The sequence below is a fragment of the Arthrobacter sp. zg-Y877 genome (genome assembly GCF_030373105.1).
Classification (GTDB): domain Bacteria; phylum Actinomycetota; class Actinomycetes; order Actinomycetales; family Micrococcaceae; genus Arthrobacter_B.
Map to the genome: position 1 here is coordinate 194,354 of NZ_JAUCPU010000001.1, position 25,080 is coordinate 219,433.

Sequence of the window (25,080 nt, forward strand, 5' to 3'; positions counted from 1 at the left end):
CAACCGGGTGTAGGTGCCGGGGTCGACTGCTCCAAGGTGGAACAGGAACTACCGGCGACGCCCGCCCGCTGGCTGTTCCCGAGCCGGCCGGTCCTCCGCCGGCTTGTCCTCCAGCGGATCAGGATCCAGGAAGGCGACGGTGAGGACGGCGGCGGTCTGCTCGATCTGCCATTCCCGGGCGCCGAGTGCGCGCAGCGCCGCACCAACCGTGTCCAGGTTGATTTCGGCCGGCGGACGCCAGGCGAGGCGCCGCAGGTGGTCGGGGGTGAGCAGGTTCTCCAGCGGCAGGTTCAACTTCTCCGCGAGGGCGGTCAGCCGCGGCTTGGCAGTCTGCAGCCGGGCCGCAGCGGCGGGATCGTTCTTGGCCCAGACGCGCGGGGGCGGCGGGGCATGGGTGGGGATGTGCAGCGGGGGCAGGTCGCCGGTGGAGCGTGCGGCGGAGATGCAGCGCAGCCAGCGCGGTGCTTCCTTCTGCGCGGCGCGGCCGTGGAACCCGGGGGTCTTCAGCAGCTGCGGCACGGTGGTCGGCATGGCCCGGGCCGCCGCAACGATGGCCGAGTCGGGAATCAGCCGGCCGGGTGCGGTGTCCCGCAGTTCAGCCAGGTGCTCGCGTTCGGTCCACAGCTCCCGTACCGCAGCAAGCTGGCGGCGGTCCCGGAGCTGGTGCATTCCGGAGGTGCGGCGCCACGGATCGACCCGCGGCGGTGCCGGCGGAGCGGTTCGGATGGCTTCGAATTCCTCTTCGGCAAGTTCGAGTTTCCCCGCCTCGTCAAGGACGCGGATCAGTTCGATGCGGAGCTCGGCGAGGACCTCGACGTCGAGCGCGGCGTACCGCAGCCACGGCTCGGGAAGGGGCCGGGTGGACCAGTCGGCGGCCGAGTGTTCCTTGGCCAGCGAGAAGCCCAGCAGGCTCTCGATAACGGCGGCCAAACCCACACGCGGCAGTCCGGCCAGCCGGGCGGCAAGTTCAGTGTCGAAGAGCTTGTCCGGCCACATGCCGAGCGCTGAAAGGCAGGGCAGGTCCTGTGTGGCGGCGTGCAGGATCCATTCGACGCCGCTCAGGGCATCATTGATGATCCGCAGGTCGTCGAACGCTTCGGGATCAATAAGCCATGTGCCGGAACCTTCGCGCCGGATCTGGACCAGCATGGCACGCTGTCCGTAGCGGAACCCGGAGGCGCGTTCGGCATCGACGCCTGCAGGTCCGGTGCCGGCGGCCAGGGCGGCGGCTGCCCGCTCGAGGCCGCGCTGGGAATCGATGACCAGCGGCACGCCGTCCCGCGGCATCTCCAGCATCGGAATGGGCTGTGGCTCCGGCGTCTCTTCGGCATCGGCCGGGGCGGTGCTGGATGGATTTTCGGTCTTGCCGGGTATGTGCGCGGTCATAAGGATTCCATTCTACCGAGGAAGACCGTTGCCGCAGACAGCGCCATCGGTGCCCGGGCAGCCGCAGGGTGCGGTTCCGTGCCTAACTGCGGCGCCGCCCGGGAAGGGGTGTGACGCCGTCGGGCAGCGGGGGCAGGCCGGCGAAGGTGCACACCATGTCCGACCAGGCCTCCAGATGCGACTGCACATCGGCGTCGGCCGGGGTCCAGGATGCGCGGAGTTCAATGTCGATGGAGTCGTCCCGGCCTTCGAGGGTGCCGTAGCTTTCCGAGAGCACGCGGGTGGCGGTGCCGCCGGCCATGGAATGGCGGGCGCCGTGCTGCTCCAGTGCCTCCACCAGCCACGTCCAGGCCACCGAGCCGAGAAGCTGGTCGTTGCCCATGTCCGGTTCCAGTTCGGCGCGGATGTACGTGACGATGCGGAAGGTGCCGTTCCAGACCTGTGAACCGGCCGGATCGTGCAGCAGGATGAACCGCCCGGTGGCCAGCTCGAGCTGTTCGGGGACCTGCAGGGCCGCGGGGCCGTGGAGGCTTCCGGGGCCGGCGGGGCCGGGGGCCAGGACCTCCGCGCCGAGGGAAACGGCATACGGTGCCAGGCGGGTGGGTGCCGGGATCTCTTCAAGCTTCAGCTCGGCCCGGCAGGCTGCCCGGCGCAGGGCGCCGAGGGCGGTCAGGAAATCCGGGGGCACCTGGGACAGGTCACCTATTGCACTCACCTCCGCAGACTATGGCCTGGGGAACACGGCGGGCAGGGCAGGCTCGCCGCCGTGACCGTTTCGTTACCCGCCGCCCGTCCCGCGGCTGCGGACGGACGGCCGGCAACGAGGGGTCAGTGGGCGGCCAGCGGCGCCGGATCCGCCGCGACTTCACGGGCGATGGCAGCGGCAAAGGCATCGACATCATCCTCGGAAGTATCGAAGGTGCACATCCACCGCACCTCGCCGGTGGACAGGTCCCAGTCATAGAACCGGAAGTCCCCGCGCAGGCGGTCAGCGACGCCGGCCGGCAGTTTGGCGAAGACAGCGTTGACCTGCGTGGGCTGGGTGATTTCCACGCCGTCGATCTTCTCGACGGCGGCACGCAGCCGGGTGGCCATGGCATTGGCGTGCGAGGCCGAGCGCTCCCACAGGTCGGTGCCGTAGAGCGTGACGAACTGGGCGGAAATGAACCGCATCTTGGAAGCCAGCTGCATGTTCATCTTGCGCAGGTAGTCCAGCCCGGGGGAGGCCTCCGGATTGAAGGTGATGATGCATTCGCCGTACATCATCCCATTCTTAGTGCCGCCGAGGGAGAGGATGTCCACGCCGGCGTCGGCGGTCATTTCCTTGAACGAGACGCCCAGCGCCGCGGCGGCGTTGCCCAGCCGGGCGCCGTCCATGTGCAGCTTCATGCCGCGGGCGTGGATGTGGTCCGCAATCGCGGTGATCTCGTCCACGGTGTAGAGCGTGCCGAGTTCGGTGGACTGGGTGATGGAGACGGCCAGCGGCTGGGCCCGGTGCTCGTCGCCCCAGCCCCACGCCTCGCGGTCGATCAGTTCGGGAGTGAGTTTGCCGTCCTCGGTCGGGATGCCCAGCAGCTTCATGCCGCCGACCCGCTCGGGAGCGCCGTTCTCGTCCACGTTGATGTGCGCCGTCGTCGGGCAGATGACCGCGCCCCAGCGGGGCAGCAGCGACTGCAGCGCGATGACGTTGGCACCGGTGCCGTTGAACACCGGGAACGCACGGATGGAGTGGCCGAACTGGTCGGTCAGGACCTCGCGCAGCTTCGCGGTGTAGACATCTTCGCCGTAGGCAACCTGGTGGCCCTGGTTCGCGGCAGTGAGTGCGGCGAGGATTTCCGGATGGACGCCGGAGTAGTTATCGGAGGCAAAAGCCTTAATAGCGGTGTCGTGCAGGGGGAGAATGTCAGTCACGGTTCCTAGTATCTCTTACCTCGGTGTAGTTCAGGTCACTTCGCGGGGACGAGGGAAATCCGCTGCCCATTGACGTCTGCGGCGTCCTGCTGAAAGAGCCGGACGACGGCGGCGGCCAGGTCTGTGACATCGGTGTGCCCCGGGAACCTGCGCTCCGGGGCGGCGGAACGCTGCTCGGAGTCCACCAGCGCCTTGACCACGAAAACGGCGGCGGCCGAGTGCTGCGGTTCCGGGGTGTGACTCCGCCCGGACTGGGCGGCGTGGAACCCTGCGGCCACCGCCCGGACCCAGGTTTCCGCGGCGGCCTTGGCAGCGGCGTATCCGGCACCCGCGGCGGTGGGAGAGTCGACGGCCGTGGAGGAAACGATCGCCAGCCGGCCGTCCGGGGACGCAGCGAGCTGGCCGTGGAAGCTGCGGCTCACGTTGCGCAGCGTGTGCAGGATGTTGGTCTCCAGGAAGTCCCAGTCCTCCTCGGTCTGGGAGATGATGCCCGTTCCGGCCCGCCAGCCGCCCACCAGGTGGATCACGCCGTCGATTCCGCCGTAGGTTTCCTGCAGGCCGTCCGCCAGGGCCGCCACCTCTCCGGCGTCGCTGAGGTCGCAGGTGCGCAGATCGGCGTCGTCCGGGCGGGCCAGGGTCTTCTCCAGGCGCGCGGCGTCGCGGCCGACCGCCACCACCTTGGCGCCCGCCGCCCCGAGGGCTGCGCAGACGGCGGTGCCCGAGGGGCTTCCGGCACCGGCCACGAGGACCGTCCGGCCCGCCAGCGCGGCTGCGTCTGCCGCGGTGCGGACTTCTGCGCTCATTCGGGGACGCCTCCCGTCCTGGTGCCGGTGATTCCGGCGGTGGATTCAATGACCGGTGCCATCTTCCTGGACAGGGCCTCATAGAACATGGACAGCGGGAACTCGTCGTCGAGCACCTGGTCGGTAAGGCCGCGCGGCGGGCCGTCCAGCGGCAGTGCCTGCGGTCCCTGGGCCCAGACCGAGGCCGGGTTCGGCGTCAGCGTTCCGGCCACCAGATCGTAGGCCGCCAGCCAGTGGGCGGTCTTGGGCCGGTCAATGGAGCGCCAGTACAGGTCCTCGATTTCCGCGCCGAGGCGGACGACGACGTCGGCCGTTTCCTCCCAGTCGATGCTCAGCTTCCCATCGGTCCAGTGCAGGACGTGGTTCTGGTGCATCCAGGCGAAGAGAAGCTGGCCACCCAGGCCGTCGTAGTTGCGCACCCGGCTGCCGGTGATGGCAAAGCGGAAAATGCGGTCAAAGATGACTGCGTACTGGACCAGCCGCGCGTGCCGGCGGGTGTCTTCCGGGGCGTCCTCGTCATGCTGGATCTTCACGGCTTCGCGGAAGGCGGTGAGATCACAGCGCAGTTCCTCCAGCGAGTAGAGGAAGTAAGGCATGCGCTGCTTGATCATGAACGGATCGAAGGGCAGGTCCCCGCGCATGTGGGTGCGGTCGTGGATGAGGTCCCACATGATGAAGGTTTCCTCGGTGAGCTGCTGGTCCTGCAGCAGTTCCGCGGCTTCGGCGGGCAGCTGCAGCGAGGTGATGTCCGCGGCGGCGGACAGGACACGGCGGAAGCGGGCCGCTTCACGGTCGGCAAAGATGGCGCCCCAGGTGAAGGCGGGGGTTTCGCGGACGGCGACGGTTTCCGGGAAAAGCACTGCGGAATTGGTGTCGTAGCCGGGGGTGAAGTCGAGGAATCGGATGGGGACGAACAGCTTGTTGGAGTATTCTCCGGCTTCGAGTTCGGCCACAAACTCGGGCCAGATGACCTCGATCAGTACGGCCTCCACGAGGCGGTTGGAACTGCCGTTCTGGGTGTACATGGGGAACACCACCAGATGGGCCAGACCGTTGGTGCGGTGCTGCTGCGGGGAAAAGGCCAGCAGGGAGTCGAGGAAATCGGGCTCGGTCTCCAGACCGGTGTCCACCCAGCGTTCAAAGTCTTCCACCACCAGGCGGAGGTACCCGGCGTCGTGCGGGAAGGCCGGGGCAAGGGCCGTGACCGCGGCGGTGATGGTTCCGATTAGTCCGGTTGCCTCGGTGCGGTGTCCGGGATCCACGGAACCGTTCTTGTTCTGCAGGGGCTGCAGGTCCACGGCCGCCTGTTTGAGTGCAGCCCACGCTTCCGTTTCTGCGGGGCGGGCATCCGCGGGAACTGGGGCGAAAACCGGGCGGGAAAGGGATGCGGAAACAGAGGAGGACATGGTTGCCTTCCGGAACGGGCCTTCCCCTGTGACGCTGGGGCGGCAGGCGGAGTTGTGCCGCCAGCATACTCACGAATTCCTAATGCTTACCGGAAACCCCGCAATTGATAAGAGATTCTAATGCTGCCGTCGAGACCGTGATGGCGACCATAAGCCGAGCTTTGCCTGCCCCGCCCTCGCCTGCCAAGTGGGAGGGCGAGGCAATCCCGCCGCTGTCGGCAGGAAAACGAGACGCCGGCGCGGAATGTTACACAGGACACGAACGGAAACACGCCGGAAAAAAGTCATATTCACCCGGCCGGCCCGCGTCTGGGTAAAGTCGCATTCAGTGGCAGGATTGCCGCAAAGAAATTTTTATTCAGTCTCTGTGACGTGGCCCGGAGCCATTTGCTGGATTTGCAGCGGTGGAATCTCACTTTGGGCGCTTTCCCCGTTTGAAAGGCAAGATTGTGAGTACCACCAGTGCACAAAAATCCACGGCGTCAAAAATTCCGGCTGTCAGCAAGGCCGCCGGGATCGGCGCCGCAGTACTGACAGTCCTGTCTGTCCTGGCCGGCCAGTCAGCAGCATTTGCCGCCGAAGCGCCAGTGGGCCTGGGCACGGCCGCCAGCTATTCGGTACTTGGCGGACAAACGGTCACCAACACCGGACCGAGTCGGCTGAACGCTGATCTCGGGGTAAGTCCGGGTTCAGAAATTACCGGTTTCCCGCCGGGACTTGCGGGCGGATCGGTGAATTTGGCTAATGCCCAGGCGGCACAGGCACAGGCCGATGTTGTCATCGCCTATGACGACGCGGCAGGCCGGGCTCCCACGGAAAGTGTTGCCGGGGACCTCGTCGGTCGAACCCTGGGTCCCGGCGTGTACAACTCGACCGGCCCCCTTGCCCTGAGCGGCACCCTGACCTTGGATGCCCAGGGTGATCCCAATGCCGTGTTCATTTTCCAGGCCGCGGATACGTTGATCACCGCCAGCGCCAGCAGCGTTAATCTCATTGGCGGCGCCCAGGCCTGCAACGTGTACTGGCAGGTCGGCAGTTCCGCGACACTGGGCACTAACTCATCCTTCATGGGTACCATTCTTGCCCTGACATCGATCACGGCCACCACCAATACTGTGGTTGAGGGCAGGGCGCTGGCACGGAACGGCTCAGTCACACTAGAGGACAACACCTTTACCGCACCGAACTGCGCGCCGGCTCCGACCGCATCCGCACCGCCCTCGGCTCCTTCCGCTCCGACGGCAACCCCGGAACCGGGGGCAGCCACCGGGGCTGACGAGGCCCCAGGAACCAACCGCGGAACAAATATCGACTCCGCCGGGTCCAGTGCGGAACCGTCTGCCATCGCTATCGCAACGGGCATTGCGGCAGTAATTTTGGCTCTCGTCGCCGGCGTAACGGCCGCCGCGCGCCGTACGCCCAGGAAACACTAAATCGAACGGCGGAAATCGGTGCGTGTACCGTCCCGGAAAACGGCCGTCCTGGCAGGCTGTTGCGCCGTAGTGTTGGTGATCCTCATGGCGTGTGCGGCGTGGTTGCTGGCAGCCGGTCCCCGGGGGGCCGAACCCAGTCCTTCAGCGGCCGCGCCGGCAGCTAACGGACCGGTTTCCCCGTCGGCAGACGCCGGCGACCACGACGTAGCCGTCGAAGCGTCCCCGCCCACGAGACTGGTCATCGAAGCCGCTGAGATCTCCGTCCCGATCCTCCCGCTCCTGCCGTCCGAGGAGGCGCTGGCCGACCAGGCCATTGTGCCTCCCATGACGGAGGACGGGTACTGGCTTGCCACGTATGGCCAGCCGGGTGAGGGATCCTCCAACACCACGTACCTGACGGGGCACAGCTGGGATGGCAGGGAGGCGCCGTTCAACCGGCTCAGCACCCATAGCTCGGTGGGTGATGCCATCACGCTGGAGACCGAGGCCGGGTCCCTGAAGTACGTCGTTGATTCGATCACGACGCACGACAAGGACACGCTCAAGGACAGCGACATCTGGCAAATCATCCCGAACCGGTTGGTGATTATCAGCTGCTATACCGAGGATCTGTGGGGCAAGAATGTCATTGTCACGGCGTCGCCGGTTTCTTAGTCCGGAATTCCAGCTGTCCTGAGCCGGCCTGCTGGGACAGCATCACCGCTGAGGACCACGCCGGGCGATCCGGGGATGAGCGACGAGCCCAAGGCTGGCGCGGTCCGGGCCCCGGGCTGCCGAGGAGGCTGGCCGACACCTTCCGCTCTAGGTACAGCGGTCCTAGTAGCCGCGGCTGCTGTTCGGGGACTCGGTGCCGATGACGGTCAGGCTGATCTCCGGGTGGTTCTTCTCGACCCGGCGCAGCGCCCAGACATCGTTGAACACGGCCACGTAGGCGCCGTCGGTCCTTACCAGCACTTCGGCGCCGTGCACGTTACTGAGGATCTCCGCGGCGTCGGCGGTGGTGAGCCGGGCCACTGAGTAGGAGAGCTGCTCGTAACGCATGGGCGCGTTGAAGTCCTGCGTCATGCGGTCCTCGACCACTTCGAACTGCATCGGGCCGACGGCGGCCAGCACCGGAGCCTGATCGCCGCGCCGGTCCGAGCGAAGCACCTGGATGATGCCCTCGTGCTCGAGCTGGTCGATGCCGCGCCGGAACTGCTTGTACCGGCTGGGGTCCTGGGACCGTGCCACGCGGAAGTGTTCGGGGGAGAAGAACGGGATGGGCGGGTATTCCACCGGTTCCTCGACATAGAGGCTGTCGCCCACCCGCAGGGCGGAGGCGTTGACCAGCCCGACGACGTCGCCCGGATACGCCTGGTCGATGACTTCGCGTTCGCGGCCGAACAGGTGCTGGGCATACTTGGTGGCGAAGGTCTTGCCGGTGTTGGAGTGCGTGACCACCATGCCGCGTTCGAAGATGCCGGAGCAGACACGGATGAACGCCACGTGGTCGCGGTGGGCCTTGTTCATGCCGGCCTGCACCTTGAACACGAATCCGGAGAACGGTGCCTCGACCGGGCGGAGGCCGCCGTCCTTGTCTTCGCGTGCGGTGGCCGACGGCGCCAGGTCCACCAGGGCATCCAGGATCTGCTTGACGCCGAAGTTCAAGGCAGCGGAGGAGAACAGGATCGGCGTCGCCTTGGCGTCCAGGAACTTGTTGCGGTCGAATTCACGGCCGTCAATGACCAGTTCGGCTTCGTCCAGCGAATCGGTCCAGACGTCGCCTTCGCGTTCCACGGCCTGCTCGGGGGTGAAGTGCTCTTCCTTTGCGAGGGAAGCGCCGGAGTTCTGCCGTTCGAAGTGGACGTATTCGTCCTTCTGCAGGTCCCACACGCCGCGGAAATCGCCGGCAATGCCCACGGCCCAGGTCAGCGGCATGGGCTCGAGGCCGGTGCGTTCGGTGATCTCATCCATCAGGGCCAGCGGGTCCAGGCCGGGCCGGTCCCACTTGTTGATGACGGTGATGATGGGCAGGTTCCGGGAGCGGCAGACCTCGAAGAGCTTCATGGTCTGGGTTTCCAGGCCCTTGGCGGCGTCCACCAGCATGACGGCGCAGTCCACGGCGGCGAGGACGCGGTAGGTGTCCTCGGAGAAGTCGGCGTGGCCGGGGGTGTCCAGCAGGTTGATCACGGTGTCGCGGTAGGCGAACTGCAGGGCCGTGGAGCTGATGGAGATGCCGCGGTCCTTTTCCATCTGCATCCAGTCGGACACCGTTTCGCGGCGGTTTTCCTTGCCGTTGGTGGCACCGGCCGTGCCGATCACCCGGGCGTGCAGGGCCAGCGCTTCGGTGAGCGTGGACTTACCGGCGTCGGGGTGCGAGATGACGGCAAAGGTACGCCGTCGGGCGGACTCCTTGACGATCTCTTTGGTGGCGGTGGCGCTGACGGGGGTGGAAACCTGTTGGGACACTCCGCTGCTTTCAGACTCTGGTGGTGGAACTGCTGGTGGGTGGAACTGCGTGGTACCCGGCAGCCGGCTGCTCAGAACACAGCTTTTTCATTCTACCCGTCAGCCGCCGGGCGCCCGGACGGGTGTGCCGCCGTCGTCGCCGGGCACTGCAGAGAGGGAAGGCGGCGCGGCCGGACACATACCAGTGGTCTGGTGACCGGCCCGGCTGGAGCGCCTATTGTGGTGCACGGCACGTGCCTCCGGCATCGGGTGCCGCACCCGGGTCCGAAAGACCTGGAACCAGACTGCCTTACAACGACGAAAGGCCCGCCACCATGGCTGAAGCGTTCATCATCGACGCCGTCCGCACTCCCGTCGGCAAGCGCAACGGGGGCCTGAGCAAGGTCCACCCTGCCGACCTCGCCGCGCACGTGATCGCCGAAACGGTCCGGCGCGCGGGGATCGACTCCGAGGAGTACGACGAGGTCATCCTCGGTGCCATTGACCAGGTGGGACCGCAGGCCATGGATATCGCCCGCACCTCCTGGCTCGCCGCCGGACTGTCCGAACGGGTTCCCGGCACCACCGTGGAGCGCCAGTGCGGCTCCGGCCAGCAGGCTGTGTCCTACGCCGCGCAGGCCGTCATGAGCGGAACCAGCGACCTGGTGATTGCCGGCGGGGTGCAGAGCATGTCCTCCGTGCCGCTGTCCTTCGCGAACTCCGCAGCCAAGGAGCTGGGTTTCCCGAACCCGTTTGCCGGCTCCGTGGGTTGGGAAAAGCGTTACGGGAACCAGCAGATCTCCCAGTTCATCGGGGCGGAAATGATGGTGAAGCAGTGGGGCCTGACCCGTGAGGAGATGGAGGACTTCGCCGTCGAATCCCACGTCCGCGCCATTGCCGCGCAGGCCGGGGGCCGCTTCGACCGGGAAATCCTGCCGATGAACGGCGTCACCGCGGACGAGGGTCCCCGCGACCCGAACCGTGCAAAGATCGCCACCCTGGCACCGCTGGCGGAGGGCGGGTCCCTGACCGCGGCCACGTCGTCGCAGATTTCCGACGCCGCCGCCGTGCTGCTGGTGGCATCCGAAGATGCGGTGCGCCGCTACGGGCTTAAGCCCCGCGCCCGGATCCACTCGATTTCCGCCCGCGGCGATGATCCCGTCATGATGCTCAGCGCCCCCATCGAAGCCACCCGGCATGCCCTGAAGCGCACCGGGATGAGTATCGGGGACATGGACCTGCTCGAAATCAACGAGGCCTTCGCCTCCGTGGTGCTGGCCTGGCAGCGGGAACTCGGCGTCGACATGGACAAGGTGAACGTCAACGGCGGCGGCATCGCGCTGGGCCATCCGATCGGTGCCACGGGTGCCCGGATCATGACCACCCTGCTGCACGAGCTCGAGCGCACCGGCGGCCGCTACGGGCTGCAGACCATGTGCGAGGGCGGCGGCCAGGCCAACGTCACCATCATCGAGCGCCTCGACGAGGGCTTCCGGCTGTAGCGGGGGTCCGGGGACCTTCACGACGGCGCGTTCCGCCTCGATTCAGCACAATTTACCGATTTCCGGCCGCAAAAACGGTAAATCGTGCTGAATCGATTGCTGAAACCGTAAATGTTGCTGAATCGATTGCTGAAACGGGAAGCGTCCCGCCCTCACATCAGCCCTGCAGCCCAGCGCAGCCGCAGGCTCTCCTCCAGCTCCTGCTCGGCGATCCGGCGCTCGATGGCGGCCAGCTGTTCCTCCAGCCGGGGGATCCAGCGGTTTTCCACCGCCCGCTGCCGGGTACGGGTGGCGGCCAGTTCCTCGGAGACCAGCAGCAGCGCACGCTGCCCGGCCGCTGCGGACACCGCCGCTTCCAATGCGGACCGGTGCGCCGACGCCGCATAGGCCAGGGCCGAGCTGCCCCCAGCGGGCGGAGCGGACGGCACAGTGCAGGACGCCGCCTCGGGATAGGAAATGCCCATGGCCCCGCCCCACTGCACGACGGCGACCGCAGCGTCCGACGGCGACGCCGCCAGCAGCCGGTCCGCACCGTCCAGCCCGGTACTGCGCTGCAGCCACACCGCAGCCGCACGGGCAGCGGTTTCCCACGTCCGGGTCCCAGCCTCGGCCTGCTCCCGTAGCCCGTCGATAGCCGCCTGCAGGATCCGCTGCTTGCGTTCCAGCAGTTCCGCACCCCGCCGGGCCGTGGCGAGCCTGCGCTGCACTTCGGCCCGCTCCGCGCGGCTGCCGCCGGACCGGAACCCGCTCATGGCTGCGTTCCACTCGCGAACCAGCTCAAACGCCCGCCCAAGAGTCCTCCCACGAGCCAGCTCACAACCCCGCCCCGCCGCCCGCACCGGGCAGATACCGGTCCAGGAACTCGGAGGACAGCATGGTCAGTTCCCGGCGCGGCAGCAGGGACAGAGCCTGCCAGGCCAGGTCCAGGGTCTGCTCCAGGCTGCGCAGCTCGTCGCGCCCCTGGTTGAGCAGTTCCCGCTCCACGACGGTCCGGAACTCGATGTAGGCCTTGTCGGTGTCACTCAGGGCCGCCGCACCCACCAGTTCAGCGAGTTCCGAGGCAGAGCGGGCACGGGCCATGGCCGATAGAATCTGCGCGGCGACGTCGAGGTGGTCCTCCCGGGTGCGTCCCCGCCCGGCGCCGCTGCGCATCAGGCGGGAGAGGGAGGAGAGCACGTCCACCGGCGGATAGATCCCGCGGGCGTCGATGTCGCCGTCGAGCACCACCTGCCCCTCGGTGATGTAGCCGGTGAGGTCCGGCACGGGGTGGGTGATGTCCCCGGCGGGCATGGTCAGCACCGGCACAACGGTCACCGACCCTTCCCGCCCGCGGACCCGGCCGCAGCGTTCGTAGAGAGTCGCCAGGTCGCTGTACAGATAGCCGGGGTAGCCGCGCCGGGCGGGGATTTCCCGGCGCGCGGCGGAAACTTCGCGTACGGCCTCGGCATAGCTGGTCATATCCGACATCACCACCAGCACGTCCGAGCCGTCGTCGTACGCCAGGGACTCGGCGATGGTGAGGGCGATCCGCGGGGTGAGGATGCGTTCAATCACCGGATCGTCGGCGGCATTGAGCAGCAGCACCAGCTCACCGGCGGCGGAGCGTTCCTCCAGCCGGTCCCGGATATAGGCGATGTCGGCGTGGGTCATGCCCATGGCCGCGAAGACCACCCGGAACGCCCGTCCGGAGGAAGCGGTGGCCTGCGCGGCGATCTGCGTGGCCAGGGTCAGATGCGGCAGCCCGGGGATGGAGAAGATCGGCAGCTTCTGCCCCCGGACCAGGGTGGTCAGGGCATCCACCACGGAGACGCCGGTGATCACCGGATCCTGGGGCGGCTCCCGGTAGACGGGGTTTAGGGGCCAGCCGCCTACCGGGGAAACATGGTCCGCCGTGACGGGTGGACCGCCGTCGAGCGGCTCACCGCGACCGTTGCAGACCCGGCCAAGCCAGCCGGTGCCCACCGGTACCGCCAGCGGCCTGCCCTGGAACCGGACCTCCACTCCGCCCAGCGCCATGCCCTCGGTGCCTTCAAGCACCTGCAGGGTGGTTTCGTCGCCGTCGACCTCCAGCACCAGCCCGTGCCGCTGCGGACCGCCGTCGACGTCGACCGTGGCGAACTCGTCCCAGCCCACCCCCTCGGTGTCTCCGAGGACCAGCAGCGGTCCGCGCAGTTCCCGTACGTCGCTGTGGCCTACCTGCGCCCGGTTTCCGCTAGCCATTGGCGTCTCCGGTCGTTGGCTGGTCCAGTGTCTCGGTAAGCCGGCGCACAAACGCCCGGCCGCGCTCGCGGACGCCGTCAGCATCGGTGGGCCCGGTGTCCTCCCGCAGGCGGAGGACGGGGGAGAAGTCATAACGCTCGACGTCGGCGGGCGGCACGCCGCGCGCCACCAGTGTCTGGCAGGTCTCGACCACGTCCAGCATCGTCTGCAGCAGGGCGGCACCCTTGCCTGCGGAGCTGTAGCCGTCGTTGGGGCTGAGCGCGTTCTGCAGCAGCACTCCGTCGCGTATTAGCCGCCCGCCCAGCAGCACCATCTGTTCATGCCCGGGGAGGGAGGTGGCGCCGATGATTTCCGCCAGGGCGGTGAGCCGGTCCGCTTCGGACAGCAGCAGTGAGGCACGCGCCCGGCGCTGCGCCCACTCCGGGTCCCCGTGGGCGGAGTACCAGCGGCCCAGGGATTCGGCATCGCGGGAGAACGAACCGCGCCAGCTGACCGCGGGGTAGTGCCGGGAATAGGCGAGGTCCCGGTCCAGCAGCCACAGGGAGCGGACAAAGCGCTGGGTGCCCGTGGTGACCGGTTCGCTCATGTCACCGCCGGGAGGGGAGACCGCCCCGATCACGGTGACCGACGCCGTCGCCCCGCCCAGGGTGCGGACCCGGGCGGCACGCTCGTAGAACGCGGCGAGTTCACTGGCGAGGGAGGCCGGGTAGCCTTCCTCGGCGGGGAGGTCACCGTTGCGGTTGGCGAACTCGCGCAGCGCTTCAGCCCAGCGGGAGGTGGAATCGGCAATCACCACGGCGTCGTAGCCCATGTCCCGGAAGAACTCGGCCACGGTGACGCCGGTGGCAATGGACGCCTCCCGGGCCATCATCGGCATGTTGGAGGTGTTCGCGATGATGACGGTCCGGTCGATGAGCTTGCCGCCGGTGCGGGGATCGTCCAGTCCGGAGAGCCCCTCCAGTACGTCGGCCATCTCGTTGCCGCGCTCGCCGCAGCCCACGTAGACAATCACATCGGCGTCGGACCACTTGGCGATCTGCTGCAGGGTCAGGGTCTTGCCGGTGCCGAAGCCGCCGGGGACCGCCGCTGCCGCACCACGGGGAACGGGGAAGAGCAGATCCAGCACCCGCTGTCCGGTCTGCAGCGGCGCCAGATCGGTGATGCGCTCGCCGAAGGGCCGGGGACGGTGTACCGGCCAGCGCTGCGCCAGCGGTACCTCCACGCCCCCGATCCGGGCCACCGGATCCAGCGGCCGGACCTTGCCCTCGGCCACCCAGGTGACTTCCCCGGAGACCGACGGCGGTGCCAGGACCCGGAACTCGATGGTCCCCACTCCGGGGACGGTGCCCAGCACCTGGCCGGCACGCACATTGTCCCCAACGGTTACCGACGGGGCGAACTCCCACCGGGTGTCCAGCACGGCCGGGTCCTCCGCGGAAGACTGCCGTTCCTGCGTCAGCCACAGGGGAGCGGAGGTAAGCGGGCGCAGCAGGCCGTCGAAGACCGTGCCCAGCAGTCCCGGTCCCAGCAGCCCGGAGAGCTGGTGCCCGGTCCGTTCGGCCGGGTCGCCCGCCTTCAGTCCGCCGGTGTATTCGTACGCCTGCAGGGTGGCTTCGTCGCCGTTGATGGAGACCGCCTGCGCGGCAATGCCGTCGGGGCCGATGTTGACCACCTCGAGCATGGACAATCCCGGCAGTCCGTTGATTTCCACCAGGGGTCCGTTCACCCGGGTTATTTGGCCCCGCTGTGGCGTGCTGCTCTGTGCCGCTCCGTCTGCAGCGTTGGCGCCCGTGGTCCTCACGCGTGCTCCCATAGCCGGCGCACCTCCCCGGAGTGGTCCTCCAGCGCCTGTCCGGCCAGGGTGGGCAGGGACAAGTCGAGCCGCCGTGAGCCTGCCGTACCGGTCACGCCGCCCTTGTAGCTTTCCGTCACCGACGCCATGGGTCCGAGCACCCGGTCCGCCTGGGCGGTCAACCGACGCAGGATCTGCGGATAGCGGGGATCCCGCCGCACTTCTCGCACCTGCTCCTGCACCTCTGAGGCCAGCAGGGACCGGAGGTGCTCCTGTTCGGACAGCACCGTCCGCCGCGCCTGCCGGCGGGCACGGGCGGAGGAGGCAACGGCGTCGGCCCGGGCGGCTTCGGCGCCTTCGCGCTGGGCGGTGCGGCGGATGGCGTCCGCTTCCGCCTGGGCGCGGCCCAACAGATCGGCGGCCTGCCGGCGGGCCTCGGCGTCGGTCCGGGCCGCTGCCGTCTCCGCGTCCCGCTTCAGTGCCTGCCGGACCGGGTCCAGGGTGGCATCGGCGCCCTGCGGCAACCGGGTCATGATGGCAGCACCACGGTGAGGGGCGACGACGGATCGGCGAGTTCGATGCCGAGGTCCGCCGCGGCGCCGGGAGCCAGGAGCACGACGCACACGGAGTCGGGCAGTCCGCGCCAGACGGCCCGCACGTCCGCCGCGCCGGAGGCCGGATACAGCACCGCCCCTGCCAGCCGGTATCCCTGGAGCAGGGCCGGGCTTCCGAGCGCGGCCACGGTTCCTTCCCGGCGGCTCATGCCTGGCCGATGAGGATGATGGAGATGATCAGCCCGTAAATGGCGATGCCTTCGGCGAGGCCCACCACCACCATCGCCCGCCCGAAGATCTCCGGCCGTTCGCTCATTGCTGCCAGGGCAGCGGAGCCGGTGTAGGCGACGGCTATTGCCGCACCGATGGAGGATCCGGCGACGGCGATGGCGGCTCCGATCAACGCCGCCCCGCTGCTGTCGCTGCCGTCGGTGGCAGCAGCCACGGCGGTGGCGGCGGCACCGCCGTCCGCCGTCGCAGGGGCCGCGTTCAGGGCGGAGACCAGCAGTGCCAGGGCGCCGGCCATGAGGACGGCGTTCAATCCCAGCAACGCCCGGACGCCCGTCCGGCGGCGGCGCCGGATCAGGGCCAGCGCTCCTCCGGCCAGCACGACAGTAAGGACCAGGACCAGCGGAAGGACGGCAAACCAGGGATTCACGGCAGATGCCTTTCAACAGGGGGAAGCGCGGAGGCGGCGGCAGTGCCCGTTGCGGCGCCGAGGTCGGGTGCCCAGGGCCGGAAACGGCGTCCCTCCTCGGTAAAAACACGGGAGAACAGTTCGTAGTACTCCAGCCGCAGGGCCTGGATGCCGGCGACGAGGCCTTCCAGGGCGAACGTGAGCACATTGCCCAGCACAAACATCAGGATGGCCGGAATGATCCGCCAGCCCGGTTCCCAGATCGCGGTGGTGGCCTGCCAGACCACCATCATCAGGGCCGCATGGGTGAGGCCGAACGCGGCCAGGCGGGTAAAGGACACCAGATTGGACGCGAGCTGGACCACGGTGTCCACCAGCTCCACGGTGGCCTGCAGTCCACCGGTGGGACCGCCGCCGGATTCCACGAACAGGCCGATGAAGATAAACACCAGGGCAATGAGCGCCGCGGTTCCGGCGGCCACCAGGATCACCGGGCTCCCGGCCAGCAGCCCCCACGCGACCAGCCCGATCGCGGCGAACAGCAGCGCCCCGGCCAGCCCCGAGCGGGCGTACAGGGCATAGGCCCAGCCGCCCTCCCGGACCCGGTTGATGGTACCGAGCACATAGGACCCGGCCAGCAGCACCGCCCCGAGGACCAGGGCGGCAACGATGAGCGGGATGGGTTCCTCGAGCGGTTCCAGCCACAGCACCGGCAGCACATGGGTGGGACCGAAGAACTCGCCGTACAGCACGCCGAAGAACACCGCGGCCGCGCCCGCCCCGGTGATGAAGAGCCAGGTCCGGCGGTAACGCTCCAGCCACGGAACCGGAAGGAAGCGGACCAGCAGTCCGGCGATCACCAGCAGCGCCCCCTGCCCGGCGTCGCCGAACATCATCCCGAACATCACCACGTACGCCACCGCGGCTATCCGCGCCGGATCGAGGTCCGCATACGGCACCGTGGTGTACGTGTCCACGAGGAGCCGGGACAGCCGCGGCCGGCGCCGTTCGTCGCCGGTCAGCTGGGTGGGCGGCTGCACTCCGCGCGGACGCCGCAGCGGAACGGCGGAGGCGCCGTGCGGTTCCAGGGCCTTGCGCAGGCCGGGGAGCTCACGGGTAGGGGACCAGCCCACCAGTGCTGCGACGGGACCGTGCACGACGGCGGCATCCGCCGCGCGGTCCAGCTCCTCGGGACCGTCGCCGGGCTCGTAGGGCAGATCCAGTTCGACGGCGGCACTGGCAGCCACCTCCGCCAGGACGGGACGGCGGGCATCGGCCGGGCAGACCAGGGCAATGCGCTCCATCCGGACCGGGCTCAGGGTTTCACGCCACGGCATCGAGCACCTCGCTTCTTCCGGTACCGGCGGCGGCGGCGGCCAGCGCCGCCCGGACCCGCCAGGCGTCCACGGCCAGGACCGCCATCGCGCCGAGCACCACGTCCGGTCCGGGCAGTCCAGCCCGCAGCAGATCGAAGCCGTCCGCCTCCACGCGGACCGCAAGCCGGGCCTCGGCCTGCCACAGTTCCTGCGGCTCCTGCACTTCGGCCAGGACCTGGCCGGCGGCAGGGCTCAGCGTCTGCGTCAGTTCCGGCAGGGAGCCGGCCTCGGTCCATCCCGTGCCGATCAGCGGGCGCAGCAGGGACACCAGCCGTTCCGGCGGCCGGGCGGCGTCCACCAGCAGCAGGCGGGCGGCCAGCAGCACGGCTCCTGCAACGGCCCAGGGGCGCGCTGCGGGGGCGGCGGCGGCAAGGCGCCGGAGCCAGACGGCGGTGAGCAGATCCGGGAGGGCCGGTGCCTGCCCGGCTTCGCCCCAGGGCGAGGAGGCAAGCATGGCCAGCAGCGTTTCGGGGGAGTCGGCGGTACGCAGCCGCGGCCAGGCTGTCGCCAGTCCGCCCAGGTCGAAGGCGGGGGCGGGGGAGGAAACGGCCGGTGTCCCGGTGCCGGCAGCTCCGGCAGGTGTTGCAGGCGCGGCAGCCGCCTGCAGTGCGGCGGCAAGGGCGACGATGTTGTCCGCTTCAAACCGTGCGGCGGCGGCGCGGATCAGCTGCGTTCCGCCGGCGGGCAGCCAGCCGGCCAGGACCCGCAGCTGCCACAGTACGGTGGTCCGGGTGGCCTGCTGTGCCGAGTCCAAGGTGCGGGCGGAGGAAAGCTCCCCGGCATACAGGGACCCGTCCAGGGTCTCCACGGCAGCGGGCAGGTCCGGCAGTTCAGCAAGGTTCCGGCACGTACCGGCGCCAACCCGCCGCTGTGCCATGGACCGTGCCCGGACTGAGGGTGCCACCCAGTCGGCGCGCATCAGCCGGTGTCCGTTCCGCGGCCCAGAAGGTCCTGCACCAGGTCCGCGACAATGGCGGAAGCAAGCTCGGGAACGCGGGATTCGCCCCGGCTCCGAAGTGTCTGTGCCTCCGCCCGGGCATCGGCGAGCAGCTGCTCATCCTCGCGTGCGGCTGCTGCGGAGACCTGGTCCGCGGCTTCTGCCCGGACGGCGGCACTGTCCATCCGGGCCTGCTCCACGAGGGCCGCGGCCTGCCGGCGGGCGGCGGCAACGGTCTGCTGGGCATGGGCTGCTGCCGCATCGGTCCGCCCGCGGGCTTCGCTGATCGCGGGATCGAGGGCTTCGAAGACGGGGATCAGTTCGGCGGCGGGCCCTTCGTCGTCGAGGGCCGGCACCCCGGCAGGACCGGCCGGGCCGGGGGCTCCAACGGGACGGAAACGGTCCAGCAGGCTGTTGCGTGCCATGCGGCACCTCCCTGAGCGGAGGAAAGATTGGGTGCAGCTACTCGCCGGTTGCTTCAGCCTCCGAGGCCTCGCCGTGCCGGACTATGTCGCCGTCGGTGAAGAGGATGCCTTGGGCGATTTCCCTCCAGAGAGGCGTGCGGCGCAGCAGGAATTCGAGTTCCATGCTGAAGTGCTTGAATTCCTCGCCCAGCGAATCGAGCATGATGGCCCGCGACTCGGCGTCGGGCTCCACTGCCATCCGCTGGACGTACCAGCCGATCGCCTCGGCTTCCTCGGCGAGGCTGGCACACATGCGTGCAAACGTCCGGGTTTCCGCGGGAAGTTCGGAAGGTGGCTCATGGTACTGGTCTGTGGCCATTTGCATCTCCTGAAGACCGGTGATGGTCCCGCGGTCCAGACGGCTGCGGAACGTTTCCCCCGTCCTTCGACGTTACGTGGGGCACGCTGCGGAAACAATGGTTCCGGGCGGCAACCTGGGGTATGCGGCGCAAGCCCGGCGGGCCGCAGGGGTACGGGTCAGCGGCCCAGCCGGGCGTAGGCGGAGGCGAAGTGCAGCAGGGGGTCCGATTCGTCGTCGGCGTCCGCGCGCCTGCCCATGGACACCACCTCACCCACGATCAGCTGGTGGGTTGCCGCCGTCATGACCTGCGTGGTGCGGACCTCGAACCAGGCGATGGAATCCTCGATGACGGCGGCGCCAGTCTCCGGCGCGCGGCCGTAGTCGACCTGATTCAGCAGCCCCTCGAGGGGCGATCCGGGACTGGCAAGCCAGTTGGCGGTGCCCCGCAGCCGGGCCGGCAGCAGGCTCAGGACCCAGCTGCCGGCGTCGAGCACTGCCTCCGCGATGCGTGCCTCGGCGTACAGGCTCACGAGGAGGGTCGGCGGATCATAGGAGACGGAGAGGAACCCGCTGACGGTGGCCGCGTAATCGCGTCCGCGCAGGCGTGTGGACACCACGCCGACGCCGGACGCGATGTCCGCGCTCAGCTCCCGGTACCGGTCAATGACCTCGTCCGGGACATCCGGCGCTGTGACGCTTTCCCCGGGAAATACTCCGTGCTCCATGGATTCCTACTCCGCGGTGGCGGCGGAGGCGTCCTGGGGGACCAGCTTCACGGAGATGGAGTTGATGCAGAAGCGCTGGTCGGTGGGCGTATCGAAACCTTCGCCCTCGAACAGGTGGCCCATGTGAGAATCGCAGTTGGCGCAGCGGACCTCAACCCGGTCCATGCCCATGCTGCGGTCATGCAGGTAGCGCACCTTGCCTTCGGCGAGCGGCGCGAAGAAGGACGGCCAGCCGCAGTGCGAATCAAACTTCTCGCTGCTGGTAAACAGGTCGCTTCCGCAGGCGCGGCACTGGTAGACGCCGGCGGTCTTCGTGTCCCAGTACTCGCCCGTGTAGGGGCGTTCGGTGCCCGCCTTGCGCAGCACCGCGTACTCCTGCGGAGTCAGTTCCTCGCGCCACTGCTCATCGGACTTCTGGACGGGAACGGTTCCGGTGTTTTCTTCGGTAGTCATATCCGCGTCAACGCTTAAGAGTCGCCAATAAATCCCGAGCCGCTGTACAGGTGCAGCACCGGCACGCCCAGACGGTCCTGTGCCTCGTTCGCCCAGTCGGTGCCGAAGGTGTCCTCAATGGCGTGCGGGGTGGTGATGACGACAACCTGGTCCGCGTTGGTGCGCTTGGCGGTTTCGACGACGGCGGCCACCGGGTCTTCACCGGTCACCGTGCCCGTCGCGTCCAGGCCTGCTGCGGAAAGCTGCTCCAGCGAGTCCGCAAGCGAGGTTACCGCCTCCTTCACTTCCTCGGCTTTGGAGGGACGGCCGCCGGTGAGGTTCCGGAAGGCCTCGGCAAAATCCAGCAGGCTGAGGTTATCCAGCACGTCCACCAGCAGGTTTCGGCCCGGATCGGCAGGAACCAGCACCTCGTAATGGGTGGGGTTCTCGCCGGCCAGGGCCAGCAGGTTCTCAACGTCGCGGCTACCCAGCGATTCTTCCGTCAGCACCACAATTGTCGAAGTCATGCGCACCAGCCTAGTACGCCCGTCCCGGCACACCAGCCACGGCCCACCGGCCTGCCGTTACACGGACCCGCTGCCCATCCGGTAAAAATGTTGTATGGCTATCTCCGTTCCTTCTGATGCATCCGCCGGTGCCGCTCCCGTCCTTTCGGTTCCGTGGGTCCGGTGGACGGCGTTTGGTGCCGGTGTTGGCGCTGCCGCATCCACTGCGCTTGTGGCCGCGGCCTCCGGTCTCGGCATTTACTTCGCGCGCCAGGTGGTCACCCCGGCCCGCCACAGGGACGCCAATCTGGAGATCCTGGCGGTCACCGGGAGCGAGCACGGCCGGCAGGTGATCCTGCCGGCAAATGCAGACACCACGGTTGAAGGCACGTACAGCCTGTACTTCGACAACGGCGAAGGGCACGCCCGGATTGGTGCCATCCGCTCCTACGTACCGCGTGAGGGCACCGTCCAGCGGGATGTGGAAGAGGTGTACAGCGGCGACCTGGCCAAGGCGCGGCGCGGCTGGTGGAGCGGCTCGATCTATCCTTCGCCCGCCGCCGTCGGGCTTCCGGAAGAAGAAGTCGAAATCCCGGTCGAGAACGGCACCGCTCCGGCGTGGCTGGTGCGTGCACCCGGCGCCGAGACCTGGGCGATCATGGTCCACGGACGCGGGGCCCGGCGCACCGAATGCCTGCGTGCTGTGCGCACCGCCCGCGAGTCCGGTCTCACCAGCCTCCTGATTTCCTACCGGAACGACGGCGAGGCCCCCTACGCGTCCGACGGACGGTACGGGCTGGGCCTGACCGAGTGGCAGGACGTGGAGGCGGCCATCCGGTACGCACTGGAACACGGTGCCCAGGATGTGGTGCTGTTCGGTTGGTCCATGGGCGGGGCGATCAGCCTGCAGGCTGCGGACCGTTCGCCGCTGCGCCGGTACATCCGCGCCATGGTGCTGGACGGTCCGGTGATCAACTGGGTGGATGTGCTGGCCCACCATGCCCGGGTCAACCGGATTCCGGCGCAGGCCGGGCGTCTGGGCCAGTGGCTGATCTCCAACGCTGCAGGCCGCGCCCTGACCGGGCTGGCCGCTCCGCTGGACCTGAAGAGCATGGACTGGGTGACCCGCGCGGAGGAAATCCGGATCCCCACGCTCATCCTGCACAGCAAGGACGACGATTTTGTGCCGTACGGGCCGTCCGCGGAACTGGCGGAGAAAAACCCGGACGTCATTACCTTCGAGCCGTTCACCAAGGCCGGGCATACCAAGGAATACAACGTGGATCCCGAGCGGTGGGAGCGTGTGGTGCTGGGCTGGCTGAACGATGCCCTGGGCCGCACCCGGCATCCCTCCGAGCACCGGGTTGACGCGGAGTAGGTTAAAGGCGCACGAAGACGCTCATGGGGGACAAAATGCCGGATCAACAGGAAACCACGGTGCCGGAGGACTTCTTCCGGGCTTGGAACCAGGGCTCACATCCTGAGCTGTATGAAGTCGAGAATCAGGCCCTGGACCGTGAAGGCGTGGTCTGGGCAGCACTTGAGCACCTGGCCCCGTTGGCGGGCCGGACCCTTCTCGACCTCGGCTGCGGCACCGGCTTCTGGCTGCCGCGCTATGCCGAGCACGCCGATACGGTCATCGGCGTCGAGCCCGATCCGGAGCTGCTCGGCGCTGCCCGTGCGCGGCCCGGCGGAGCCGAGGTCCTGCACGGATCAGCCGAGCATATTCCGCTGCCTGACGCTTCGGTGGATGTTGTCCATGCCCGATTCGCGTACTTCTTCCCGTTACCGCAGAACGACTGCACAGCAGGGTTGGAGGAAGTCCTGCGGGTGCTGCGTCCGGGCGGCTCGCTCGTGGTCATCGACAACGATCAGCGCGACGGCGAGTTTGCGGGATTGCTGAAGGCCGCTGACGCATCGGCCCACCAAGGCGAGGGCGACTACATCAAAAGCTGGTGGGCGGAGAAGGGTGCCTCAACATCTGTCGTCATGAGCAGCTGGACCTTCGATCAGCCGCAGGATCTGGCGGATGTCATCAGCATGGAATTCCCCAACGGGACTGCTGATGAATGGCTAAGCAACGATCCGCAGCGCGTCCGGCTCAGCTACGGCTACGCGCTGCACCACCTTCGGAAGGACTGAAGCACGGGAGCACTTAGCGAGCAGCAGGAACAACCCGCCGCCGTATGAACCACCCGCCGCCCCGCAAACCGTCCGTCAGGCAGGCGCCGTACCGATCGGTGCTGCGACGGCGTGCGTGAGCCGGATCAGGTCAAACGGCGACAGCCCGATCTGCAGCCCCCGCCGCCCGCCCGATACATACACGGTGTCCAGCAGCTCCACCGGCGAATCAATGCCAGCGGGGGAGGAGTGTTTCTGTCCCAGCGGGGAAATGCCGCCCACCATGTATCCGGTGCGCCGTTCCGCATCCCGCCGGTCCGCCATGACGGCTTTGCGCGCCCCCATCAGCGAGGCGAACTTCTTCAGGTCCAGGTTGAGGGCCACCGGAACCATGGCCACTGCCAGGTGCCCGCCCAGATCCACCATCAACGTTTTGTAGACCGTTTCGGGCGGCAGGCCGAGTTTCTCGGCGGCTTCCAGTCCGTACGACGGCGCAGCGGCGTCGTGCTCATAGTGATGCACCGTGTAGGAGACTCCGGCTTCGTCCAACACCCGGATGGCCGGCGTCGCGCTTTTGCCTGAATGCTTGTCGCGGTTCCCTGACATGGCTGCCTCCTAAGGTCCCGAGCCTGGCCCGGGTCTGGTCCCGCGCCGAAAGTTATCCCTGTGAAAGCTTTTCGTGCTGGGCGAGCCGGCGCTTGATGCGTCCCAGCATGGCTGACATTCCCCGCATGCGCAGCGGGGTGATGGCCCGGGTGAGGCCCAGACGGTCAGGAACATCGGCCGGGACTGCGAGGATATCGGCGGCCGGCAGCCCGTTCAGGCCCTCGTACAGCACGCTGGCAAACCCGCGGGTGGTGGGCGCTTCAGGCGGGGCTTTGAAGAACAGGGTGACGATGTGCTCGGGGGAGTCGTCCACGTCCAGGCTGAGGAAGACCGGCGACTGGCATTCCACCACCTGCTCCAGCAGCTCGGGCCGGTCGGCGATTTCGGCAGGCAGGTCCGGCAGGCTGCGGGAGAATTCCAGCAGCAGTTCCAGGCGGTCGGATTCCTCCATCGCCTGGAAATCGTCGATGATCTCCGCCAGGGAGTTCGGGACGGAGGTTTCGGGTGTGGCAGTCATGCGTAAATCTCTCTTTGGAGCGGGGGACGATCAGCTGGGGGCGTTGCCGGGTTCTTCACCGCGGGCAATCGGGACGCGTACGGCGTTGCCCCACTCGGTCCATGACCCGTCATAGTTGCGGACGGACTCGAAGCCGAGCAGGTGCTTGAGCACAAACCAGGTGTGGCTGGAACGTTCACCGATGCGGCAGTAGGCCACGACGTCGTCGCCCTCCTTCAGGCCGGCGTCGTCCTTGTAGAGCGCCTCGAGTTCCTCGCGCGCACGGAAGGTGCCGTCTTCGGCGGCGGCCTTGCTCCACGGGACGGACTTCGCGGTGGGGATGTGCCCGCCCTTCATGGCACCTTCGTCCATGTAGTCCGGCATGTGGGTGCGTTCGCCGGTGTATTCGGCGGGGGAGCGGACGTCGATCAGCGGTCCCTTGCCCAGGTGCCCGACGACGTCGGGCAGGAAGGCGCGGATCTTCTCGTCGTTGCGCTCCACCACGGGGTACTCGGTGGGTTCAACCGAGACCTTGTCCGTGGTGAACGGGCGGTCTTCGGCAACCCACTTGTCGCGGCCGCCGTCGAGCAGGCGGACATCTTCGTGGCCGAAAAGGGTGAATACCCACAGGGCGTACGCTGCCCACCAGTTGCTCTTGTCACCGTAGATGACCACGGTGGAGTCGCGGGTGACGCCCTTGCGGGCCATCAGCCGGGCGAAGGCTTCGCCGTCGACGAAGTCGCGGGTATCGGCGTCGTTGAGGTCGGTGTGCCAGTCGATCTTCCGGGCGCCCGGGATGTGCCCCGTTTCGTACAGCAGGATGTCCTCGTTGGATTCAAGGACCACCAGGTTCTCCGCGTCCAGGTGCTCGGCCAGCCACTGGGTGGAGACCAGGCGTTCGGGATGGGCGTAGGCGGCGAACTTGGGATTGCTGTCAGCGGTGATCGACATACGTACAAACTTCTTTCCTCGGAAATCGGGCTTCTTACTAGCCTAACGACGACGGCGACGGAAAACTTCCACGGGCTGGGGCCTGGAGGTGCGC

27 protein-coding genes are annotated in these 25,080 nt (G+C 68.1%); 5 read left to right on the plus strand and 22 right to left on the minus strand.

The window, feature by feature from the left end; genetic code table 11:
- Positions 1-48: 48 nt before the first annotated feature.
- From QNO03_RS00840 to QNO03_RS00860, 5 genes are all read right to left on the minus strand, one after another.
- Entirely contained in the window at positions 49-1,386 is a 1,338-nt protein-coding gene (locus QNO03_RS00840; protein WP_289601367.1) for an HRDC domain-containing protein, read from the minus strand.
- Positions 1,387-1,468: 82 nt separating this feature from the next.
- Positions 1,469-2,092 carry a DUF3000 domain-containing protein gene (locus tag QNO03_RS00845; protein ID WP_229948002.1) on the minus strand — a complete coding sequence of 208 codons (624 nt, stop codon included), beginning with the start codon at positions 2,090-2,092 and terminating at the stop codon, positions 1,469-1,471.
- Positions 2,093-2,214: 122 nt separating this feature from the next.
- Complete coding sequence (locus QNO03_RS00850; RefSeq protein WP_229947762.1) at positions 2,215-3,297, minus strand: threonine aldolase family protein; 1,083 nt, start codon at positions 3,295-3,297, stop codon at positions 2,215-2,217.
- A 35-nt stretch (positions 3,298-3,332) separates the two neighbouring features.
- The gene (locus tag QNO03_RS00855; protein ID WP_289601369.1) at positions 3,333-4,100 is read right to left on the minus strand and encodes an SDR family oxidoreductase; all 768 of its coding nucleotides are present in this window, start codon (positions 4,098-4,100) and stop codon (positions 3,333-3,335) included.
- On the minus strand, positions 4,097-5,506 hold the full coding sequence (locus QNO03_RS00860) for a DUF6421 family protein (RefSeq protein ID WP_289601371.1): 1,410 nt from the start codon (positions 5,504-5,506) through the stop codon (positions 4,097-4,099). Before QNO03_RS00860 ends, QNO03_RS00855 begins: the two co-directional genes overlap by 4 nt.
- Positions 5,507-5,955: 449 nt before the next feature.
- On the opposite strand from QNO03_RS00860, the gene QNO03_RS00865 reads away from it, so the two are divergent.
- Positions 5,956-6,939, plus strand: a complete 984-nt coding sequence (locus tag QNO03_RS00865; RefSeq protein ID WP_289601372.1) for an ice-binding family protein — start codon at positions 5,956-5,958, stop codon at positions 6,937-6,939.
- Positions 6,940-7,008: 69 nt separating this feature from the next.
- On the plus strand, positions 7,009-7,593 hold the full coding sequence (locus QNO03_RS00870; protein WP_289601373.1) for a class F sortase: 585 nt from the start codon (positions 7,009-7,011) through the stop codon (positions 7,591-7,593).
- A 162-nt stretch (positions 7,594-7,755) separates the two neighbouring features.
- On the opposite strand, the gene QNO03_RS00875 is transcribed toward QNO03_RS00870, so the two are convergent.
- Positions 7,756-9,387 carry a peptide chain release factor 3 gene (locus QNO03_RS00875; protein ID WP_289601374.1) on the minus strand — a complete coding sequence of 544 codons (1,632 nt, stop codon included), beginning with the start codon at positions 9,385-9,387 and terminating at the stop codon, positions 7,756-7,758.
- A gap of 314 nt (positions 9,388-9,701) precedes the next feature.
- On the opposite strand from QNO03_RS00875, the gene QNO03_RS00880 reads away from it, so the two are divergent.
- Positions 9,702-10,868: an acetyl-CoA C-acetyltransferase gene (locus tag QNO03_RS00880; RefSeq protein WP_289601376.1), complete on the plus strand. Its 1,167-nt coding sequence runs from the start codon at positions 9,702-9,704 to the stop codon at positions 10,866-10,868.
- A 152-nt stretch (positions 10,869-11,020) separates the two neighbouring features.
- On the opposite strand, the gene QNO03_RS00885 is transcribed toward QNO03_RS00880, so the two are convergent.
- The 13 genes from QNO03_RS00885 to QNO03_RS00945 form a co-directional block, all read right to left on the minus strand.
- Complete coding sequence (locus tag QNO03_RS00885) at positions 11,021-11,620, minus strand: V-type ATP synthase subunit D (RefSeq protein ID WP_289601377.1); 600 nt, start codon at positions 11,618-11,620, stop codon at positions 11,021-11,023.
- Between the two features lie 61 nt (positions 11,621-11,681).
- Positions 11,682-13,088: a V-type ATP synthase subunit B gene (locus QNO03_RS00890; protein WP_289601378.1), complete on the minus strand. Its 1,407-nt coding sequence runs from the start codon at positions 13,086-13,088 to the stop codon at positions 11,682-11,684.
- On the minus strand, positions 13,081-14,901 hold the full coding sequence (locus tag QNO03_RS00895) for a V-type ATP synthase subunit A (protein WP_289601379.1): 1,821 nt from the start codon (positions 14,899-14,901) through the stop codon (positions 13,081-13,083). Before QNO03_RS00895 ends, QNO03_RS00890 begins: the two co-directional genes overlap by 8 nt.
- Positions 14,886-15,413, minus strand: a complete 528-nt coding sequence (locus QNO03_RS00900) for a hypothetical protein (protein ID WP_289601381.1) — start codon at positions 15,411-15,413, stop codon at positions 14,886-14,888. The genes QNO03_RS00895 and QNO03_RS00900 overlap by 16 nt, the downstream gene beginning before the upstream one ends.
- On the minus strand, positions 15,410-15,643 hold the full coding sequence (locus QNO03_RS00905; protein WP_289601383.1) for a hypothetical protein: 234 nt from the start codon (positions 15,641-15,643) through the stop codon (positions 15,410-15,412). The genes QNO03_RS00900 and QNO03_RS00905 overlap by 4 nt, the downstream gene beginning before the upstream one ends.
- Positions 15,640-16,092: an ATP synthase subunit C gene (locus tag QNO03_RS00910; RefSeq protein WP_229947780.1), complete on the minus strand. Its 453-nt coding sequence runs from the start codon at positions 16,090-16,092 to the stop codon at positions 15,640-15,642. Before QNO03_RS00910 ends, QNO03_RS00905 begins: the two co-directional genes overlap by 4 nt.
- Positions 16,089-17,408: a V-type ATPase 116kDa subunit family protein gene (locus QNO03_RS00915; RefSeq protein WP_289601384.1), complete on the minus strand. Its 1,320-nt coding sequence runs from the start codon at positions 17,406-17,408 to the stop codon at positions 16,089-16,091. Before QNO03_RS00915 ends, QNO03_RS00910 begins: the two co-directional genes overlap by 4 nt.
- Entirely contained in the window at positions 17,395-18,366 is a 972-nt protein-coding gene (locus tag QNO03_RS00920; protein ID WP_289601385.1) for a hypothetical protein, read from the minus strand. Before QNO03_RS00920 ends, QNO03_RS00915 begins: the two co-directional genes overlap by 14 nt.
- Positions 18,366-18,809: a hypothetical protein gene (locus QNO03_RS00925; protein ID WP_289601386.1), complete on the minus strand. Its 444-nt coding sequence runs from the start codon at positions 18,807-18,809 to the stop codon at positions 18,366-18,368. Before QNO03_RS00925 ends, QNO03_RS00920 begins: the two co-directional genes overlap by 1 nt.
- 37 nt (positions 18,810-18,846) lie before the next feature.
- A complete protein-coding gene (locus tag QNO03_RS00930; protein ID WP_289601387.1) occupies positions 18,847-19,167 on the minus strand; it encodes a ferritin family protein in 321 nt (106 codons plus the stop codon).
- 158 nt (positions 19,168-19,325) lie between these two features.
- Positions 19,326-19,874, minus strand: coding sequence for a flavin reductase family protein (locus QNO03_RS00935; RefSeq protein WP_289601388.1), 549 nt, complete (start codon positions 19,872-19,874; stop codon positions 19,326-19,328).
- Positions 19,875-19,880: 6 nt separating this feature from the next.
- Entirely contained in the window at positions 19,881-20,327 is a 447-nt protein-coding gene (gene msrB / locus QNO03_RS00940) for a peptide-methionine (R)-S-oxide reductase MsrB (protein WP_229947786.1), read from the minus strand.
- A 14-nt stretch (positions 20,328-20,341) separates the two neighbouring features.
- The gene (locus QNO03_RS00945) at positions 20,342-20,833 is read right to left on the minus strand and encodes a putative universal stress family protein (protein WP_289601389.1); all 492 of its coding nucleotides are present in this window, start codon (positions 20,831-20,833) and stop codon (positions 20,342-20,344) included.
- Between the two features lie 94 nt (positions 20,834-20,927).
- Here QNO03_RS00945 and QNO03_RS00950 point away from each other — a divergent pair, with 94 nt between their 5' ends.
- Entirely contained in the window at positions 20,928-22,190 is a 1,263-nt protein-coding gene (locus tag QNO03_RS00950) for an alpha/beta hydrolase family protein (protein ID WP_289601390.1), read from the plus strand.
- Between the two features lie 35 nt (positions 22,191-22,225).
- On the plus strand, positions 22,226-22,954 hold the full coding sequence (locus QNO03_RS00955) for a class I SAM-dependent methyltransferase (protein ID WP_289601391.1): 729 nt from the start codon (positions 22,226-22,228) through the stop codon (positions 22,952-22,954).
- A gap of 75 nt (positions 22,955-23,029) precedes the next feature.
- Here QNO03_RS00955 and ybaK read toward each other — a convergent pair whose 3' ends face one another.
- From ybaK to QNO03_RS00970, 3 genes are read right to left on the minus strand one after another with little or no spacing between them, the layout of a single operon-like run.
- A complete protein-coding gene (gene ybaK, locus QNO03_RS00960) occupies positions 23,030-23,539 on the minus strand; it encodes a Cys-tRNA(Pro) deacylase (protein ID WP_229947801.1) in 510 nt (169 codons plus the stop codon).
- 52 nt (positions 23,540-23,591) lie between these two features.
- Positions 23,592-24,056: a SufE family protein gene (locus QNO03_RS00965; protein WP_289601392.1), complete on the minus strand. Its 465-nt coding sequence runs from the start codon at positions 24,054-24,056 to the stop codon at positions 23,592-23,594.
- Positions 24,057-24,086: 30 nt separating this feature from the next.
- Positions 24,087-24,986, minus strand: coding sequence for a sulfurtransferase (locus QNO03_RS00970; protein WP_289601393.1), 900 nt, complete (start codon positions 24,984-24,986; stop codon positions 24,087-24,089).
- Positions 24,987-25,080 lie beyond the last annotated feature (94 nt).

What these genes read in the sequence shown, in the direction of transcription:
- QNO03_RS00840 (WP_289601367.1), bottom strand. Translation starts at nt 1,386, where the DNA reads ATGACCGCGCACATACCCGGCAAGACCGAAAATCCATCCAGCACCGCC.
- QNO03_RS00855 (WP_289601369.1), bottom strand. Translation starts at nt 4,100, where the DNA reads ATGAGCGCAGAAGTCCGCACCGCGGCAGACGCAGCCGCGCTGGCGGGC.
- QNO03_RS00860 (WP_289601371.1), bottom strand. Translation starts at nt 5,506, where the DNA reads ATGTCCTCCTCTGTTTCCGCATCCCTTTCCCGCCCGGTTTTCGCCCCA.
- QNO03_RS00880 (WP_289601376.1), top strand. Translation starts at nt 9,702, where the DNA reads ATGGCTGAAGCGTTCATCATCGACGCCGTCCGCACTCCCGTCGGCAAG.
- QNO03_RS00885 (WP_289601377.1), bottom strand. Translation starts at nt 11,620, where the DNA reads ATGAGCGGGTTCCGGTCCGGCGGCAGCCGCGCGGAGCGGGCCGAAGTG.
- QNO03_RS00890 (WP_289601378.1), bottom strand. Translation starts at nt 13,088, where the DNA reads ATGGCTAGCGGAAACCGGGCGCAGGTAGGCCACAGCGACGTACGGGAA.
- QNO03_RS00895 (WP_289601379.1), bottom strand. Translation starts at nt 14,901, where the DNA reads ATGGGAGCACGCGTGAGGACCACGGGCGCCAACGCTGCAGACGGAGCG.
- QNO03_RS00900 (WP_289601381.1), bottom strand. Translation starts at nt 15,413, where the DNA reads ATGACCCGGTTGCCGCAGGGCGCCGATGCCACCCTGGACCCGGTCCGG.
- QNO03_RS00905 (WP_289601383.1), bottom strand. Translation starts at nt 15,643, where the DNA reads ATGAGCCGCCGGGAAGGAACCGTGGCCGCGCTCGGAAGCCCGGCCCTG.
- QNO03_RS00915 (WP_289601384.1), bottom strand. Translation starts at nt 17,408, where the DNA reads ATGCCGTGGCGTGAAACCCTGAGCCCGGTCCGGATGGAGCGCATTGCC.
- QNO03_RS00920 (WP_289601385.1), bottom strand. Translation starts at nt 18,366, where the DNA reads ATGCGCGCCGACTGGGTGGCACCCTCAGTCCGGGCACGGTCCATGGCA.
- QNO03_RS00925 (WP_289601386.1), bottom strand. Translation starts at nt 18,809, where the DNA reads ATGGCACGCAACAGCCTGCTGGACCGTTTCCGTCCCGTTGGAGCCCCC.
- QNO03_RS00930 (WP_289601387.1), bottom strand. Translation starts at nt 19,167, where the DNA reads ATGGCCACAGACCAGTACCATGAGCCACCTTCCGAACTTCCCGCGGAA.
- QNO03_RS00935 (WP_289601388.1), bottom strand. Translation starts at nt 19,874, where the DNA reads ATGGAGCACGGAGTATTTCCCGGGGAAAGCGTCACAGCGCCGGATGTC.
- msrB (WP_229947786.1), bottom strand. Translation starts at nt 20,327, where the DNA reads ATGACTACCGAAGAAAACACCGGAACCGTTCCCGTCCAGAAGTCCGAT.
- QNO03_RS00945 (WP_289601389.1), bottom strand. Translation starts at nt 20,833, where the DNA reads ATGACTTCGACAATTGTGGTGCTGACGGAAGAATCGCTGGGTAGCCGC.
- QNO03_RS00950 (WP_289601390.1), top strand. Translation starts at nt 20,928, where the DNA reads ATGGCTATCTCCGTTCCTTCTGATGCATCCGCCGGTGCCGCTCCCGTC.
- QNO03_RS00955 (WP_289601391.1), top strand. Translation starts at nt 22,226, where the DNA reads ATGCCGGATCAACAGGAAACCACGGTGCCGGAGGACTTCTTCCGGGCT.
- ybaK (WP_229947801.1), bottom strand. Translation starts at nt 23,539, where the DNA reads ATGTCAGGGAACCGCGACAAGCATTCAGGCAAAAGCGCGACGCCGGCC.
- QNO03_RS00965 (WP_289601392.1), bottom strand. Translation starts at nt 24,056, where the DNA reads ATGACTGCCACACCCGAAACCTCCGTCCCGAACTCCCTGGCGGAGATC.
- QNO03_RS00970 (WP_289601393.1), bottom strand. Translation starts at nt 24,986, where the DNA reads ATGTCGATCACCGCTGACAGCAATCCCAAGTTCGCCGCCTACGCCCAT.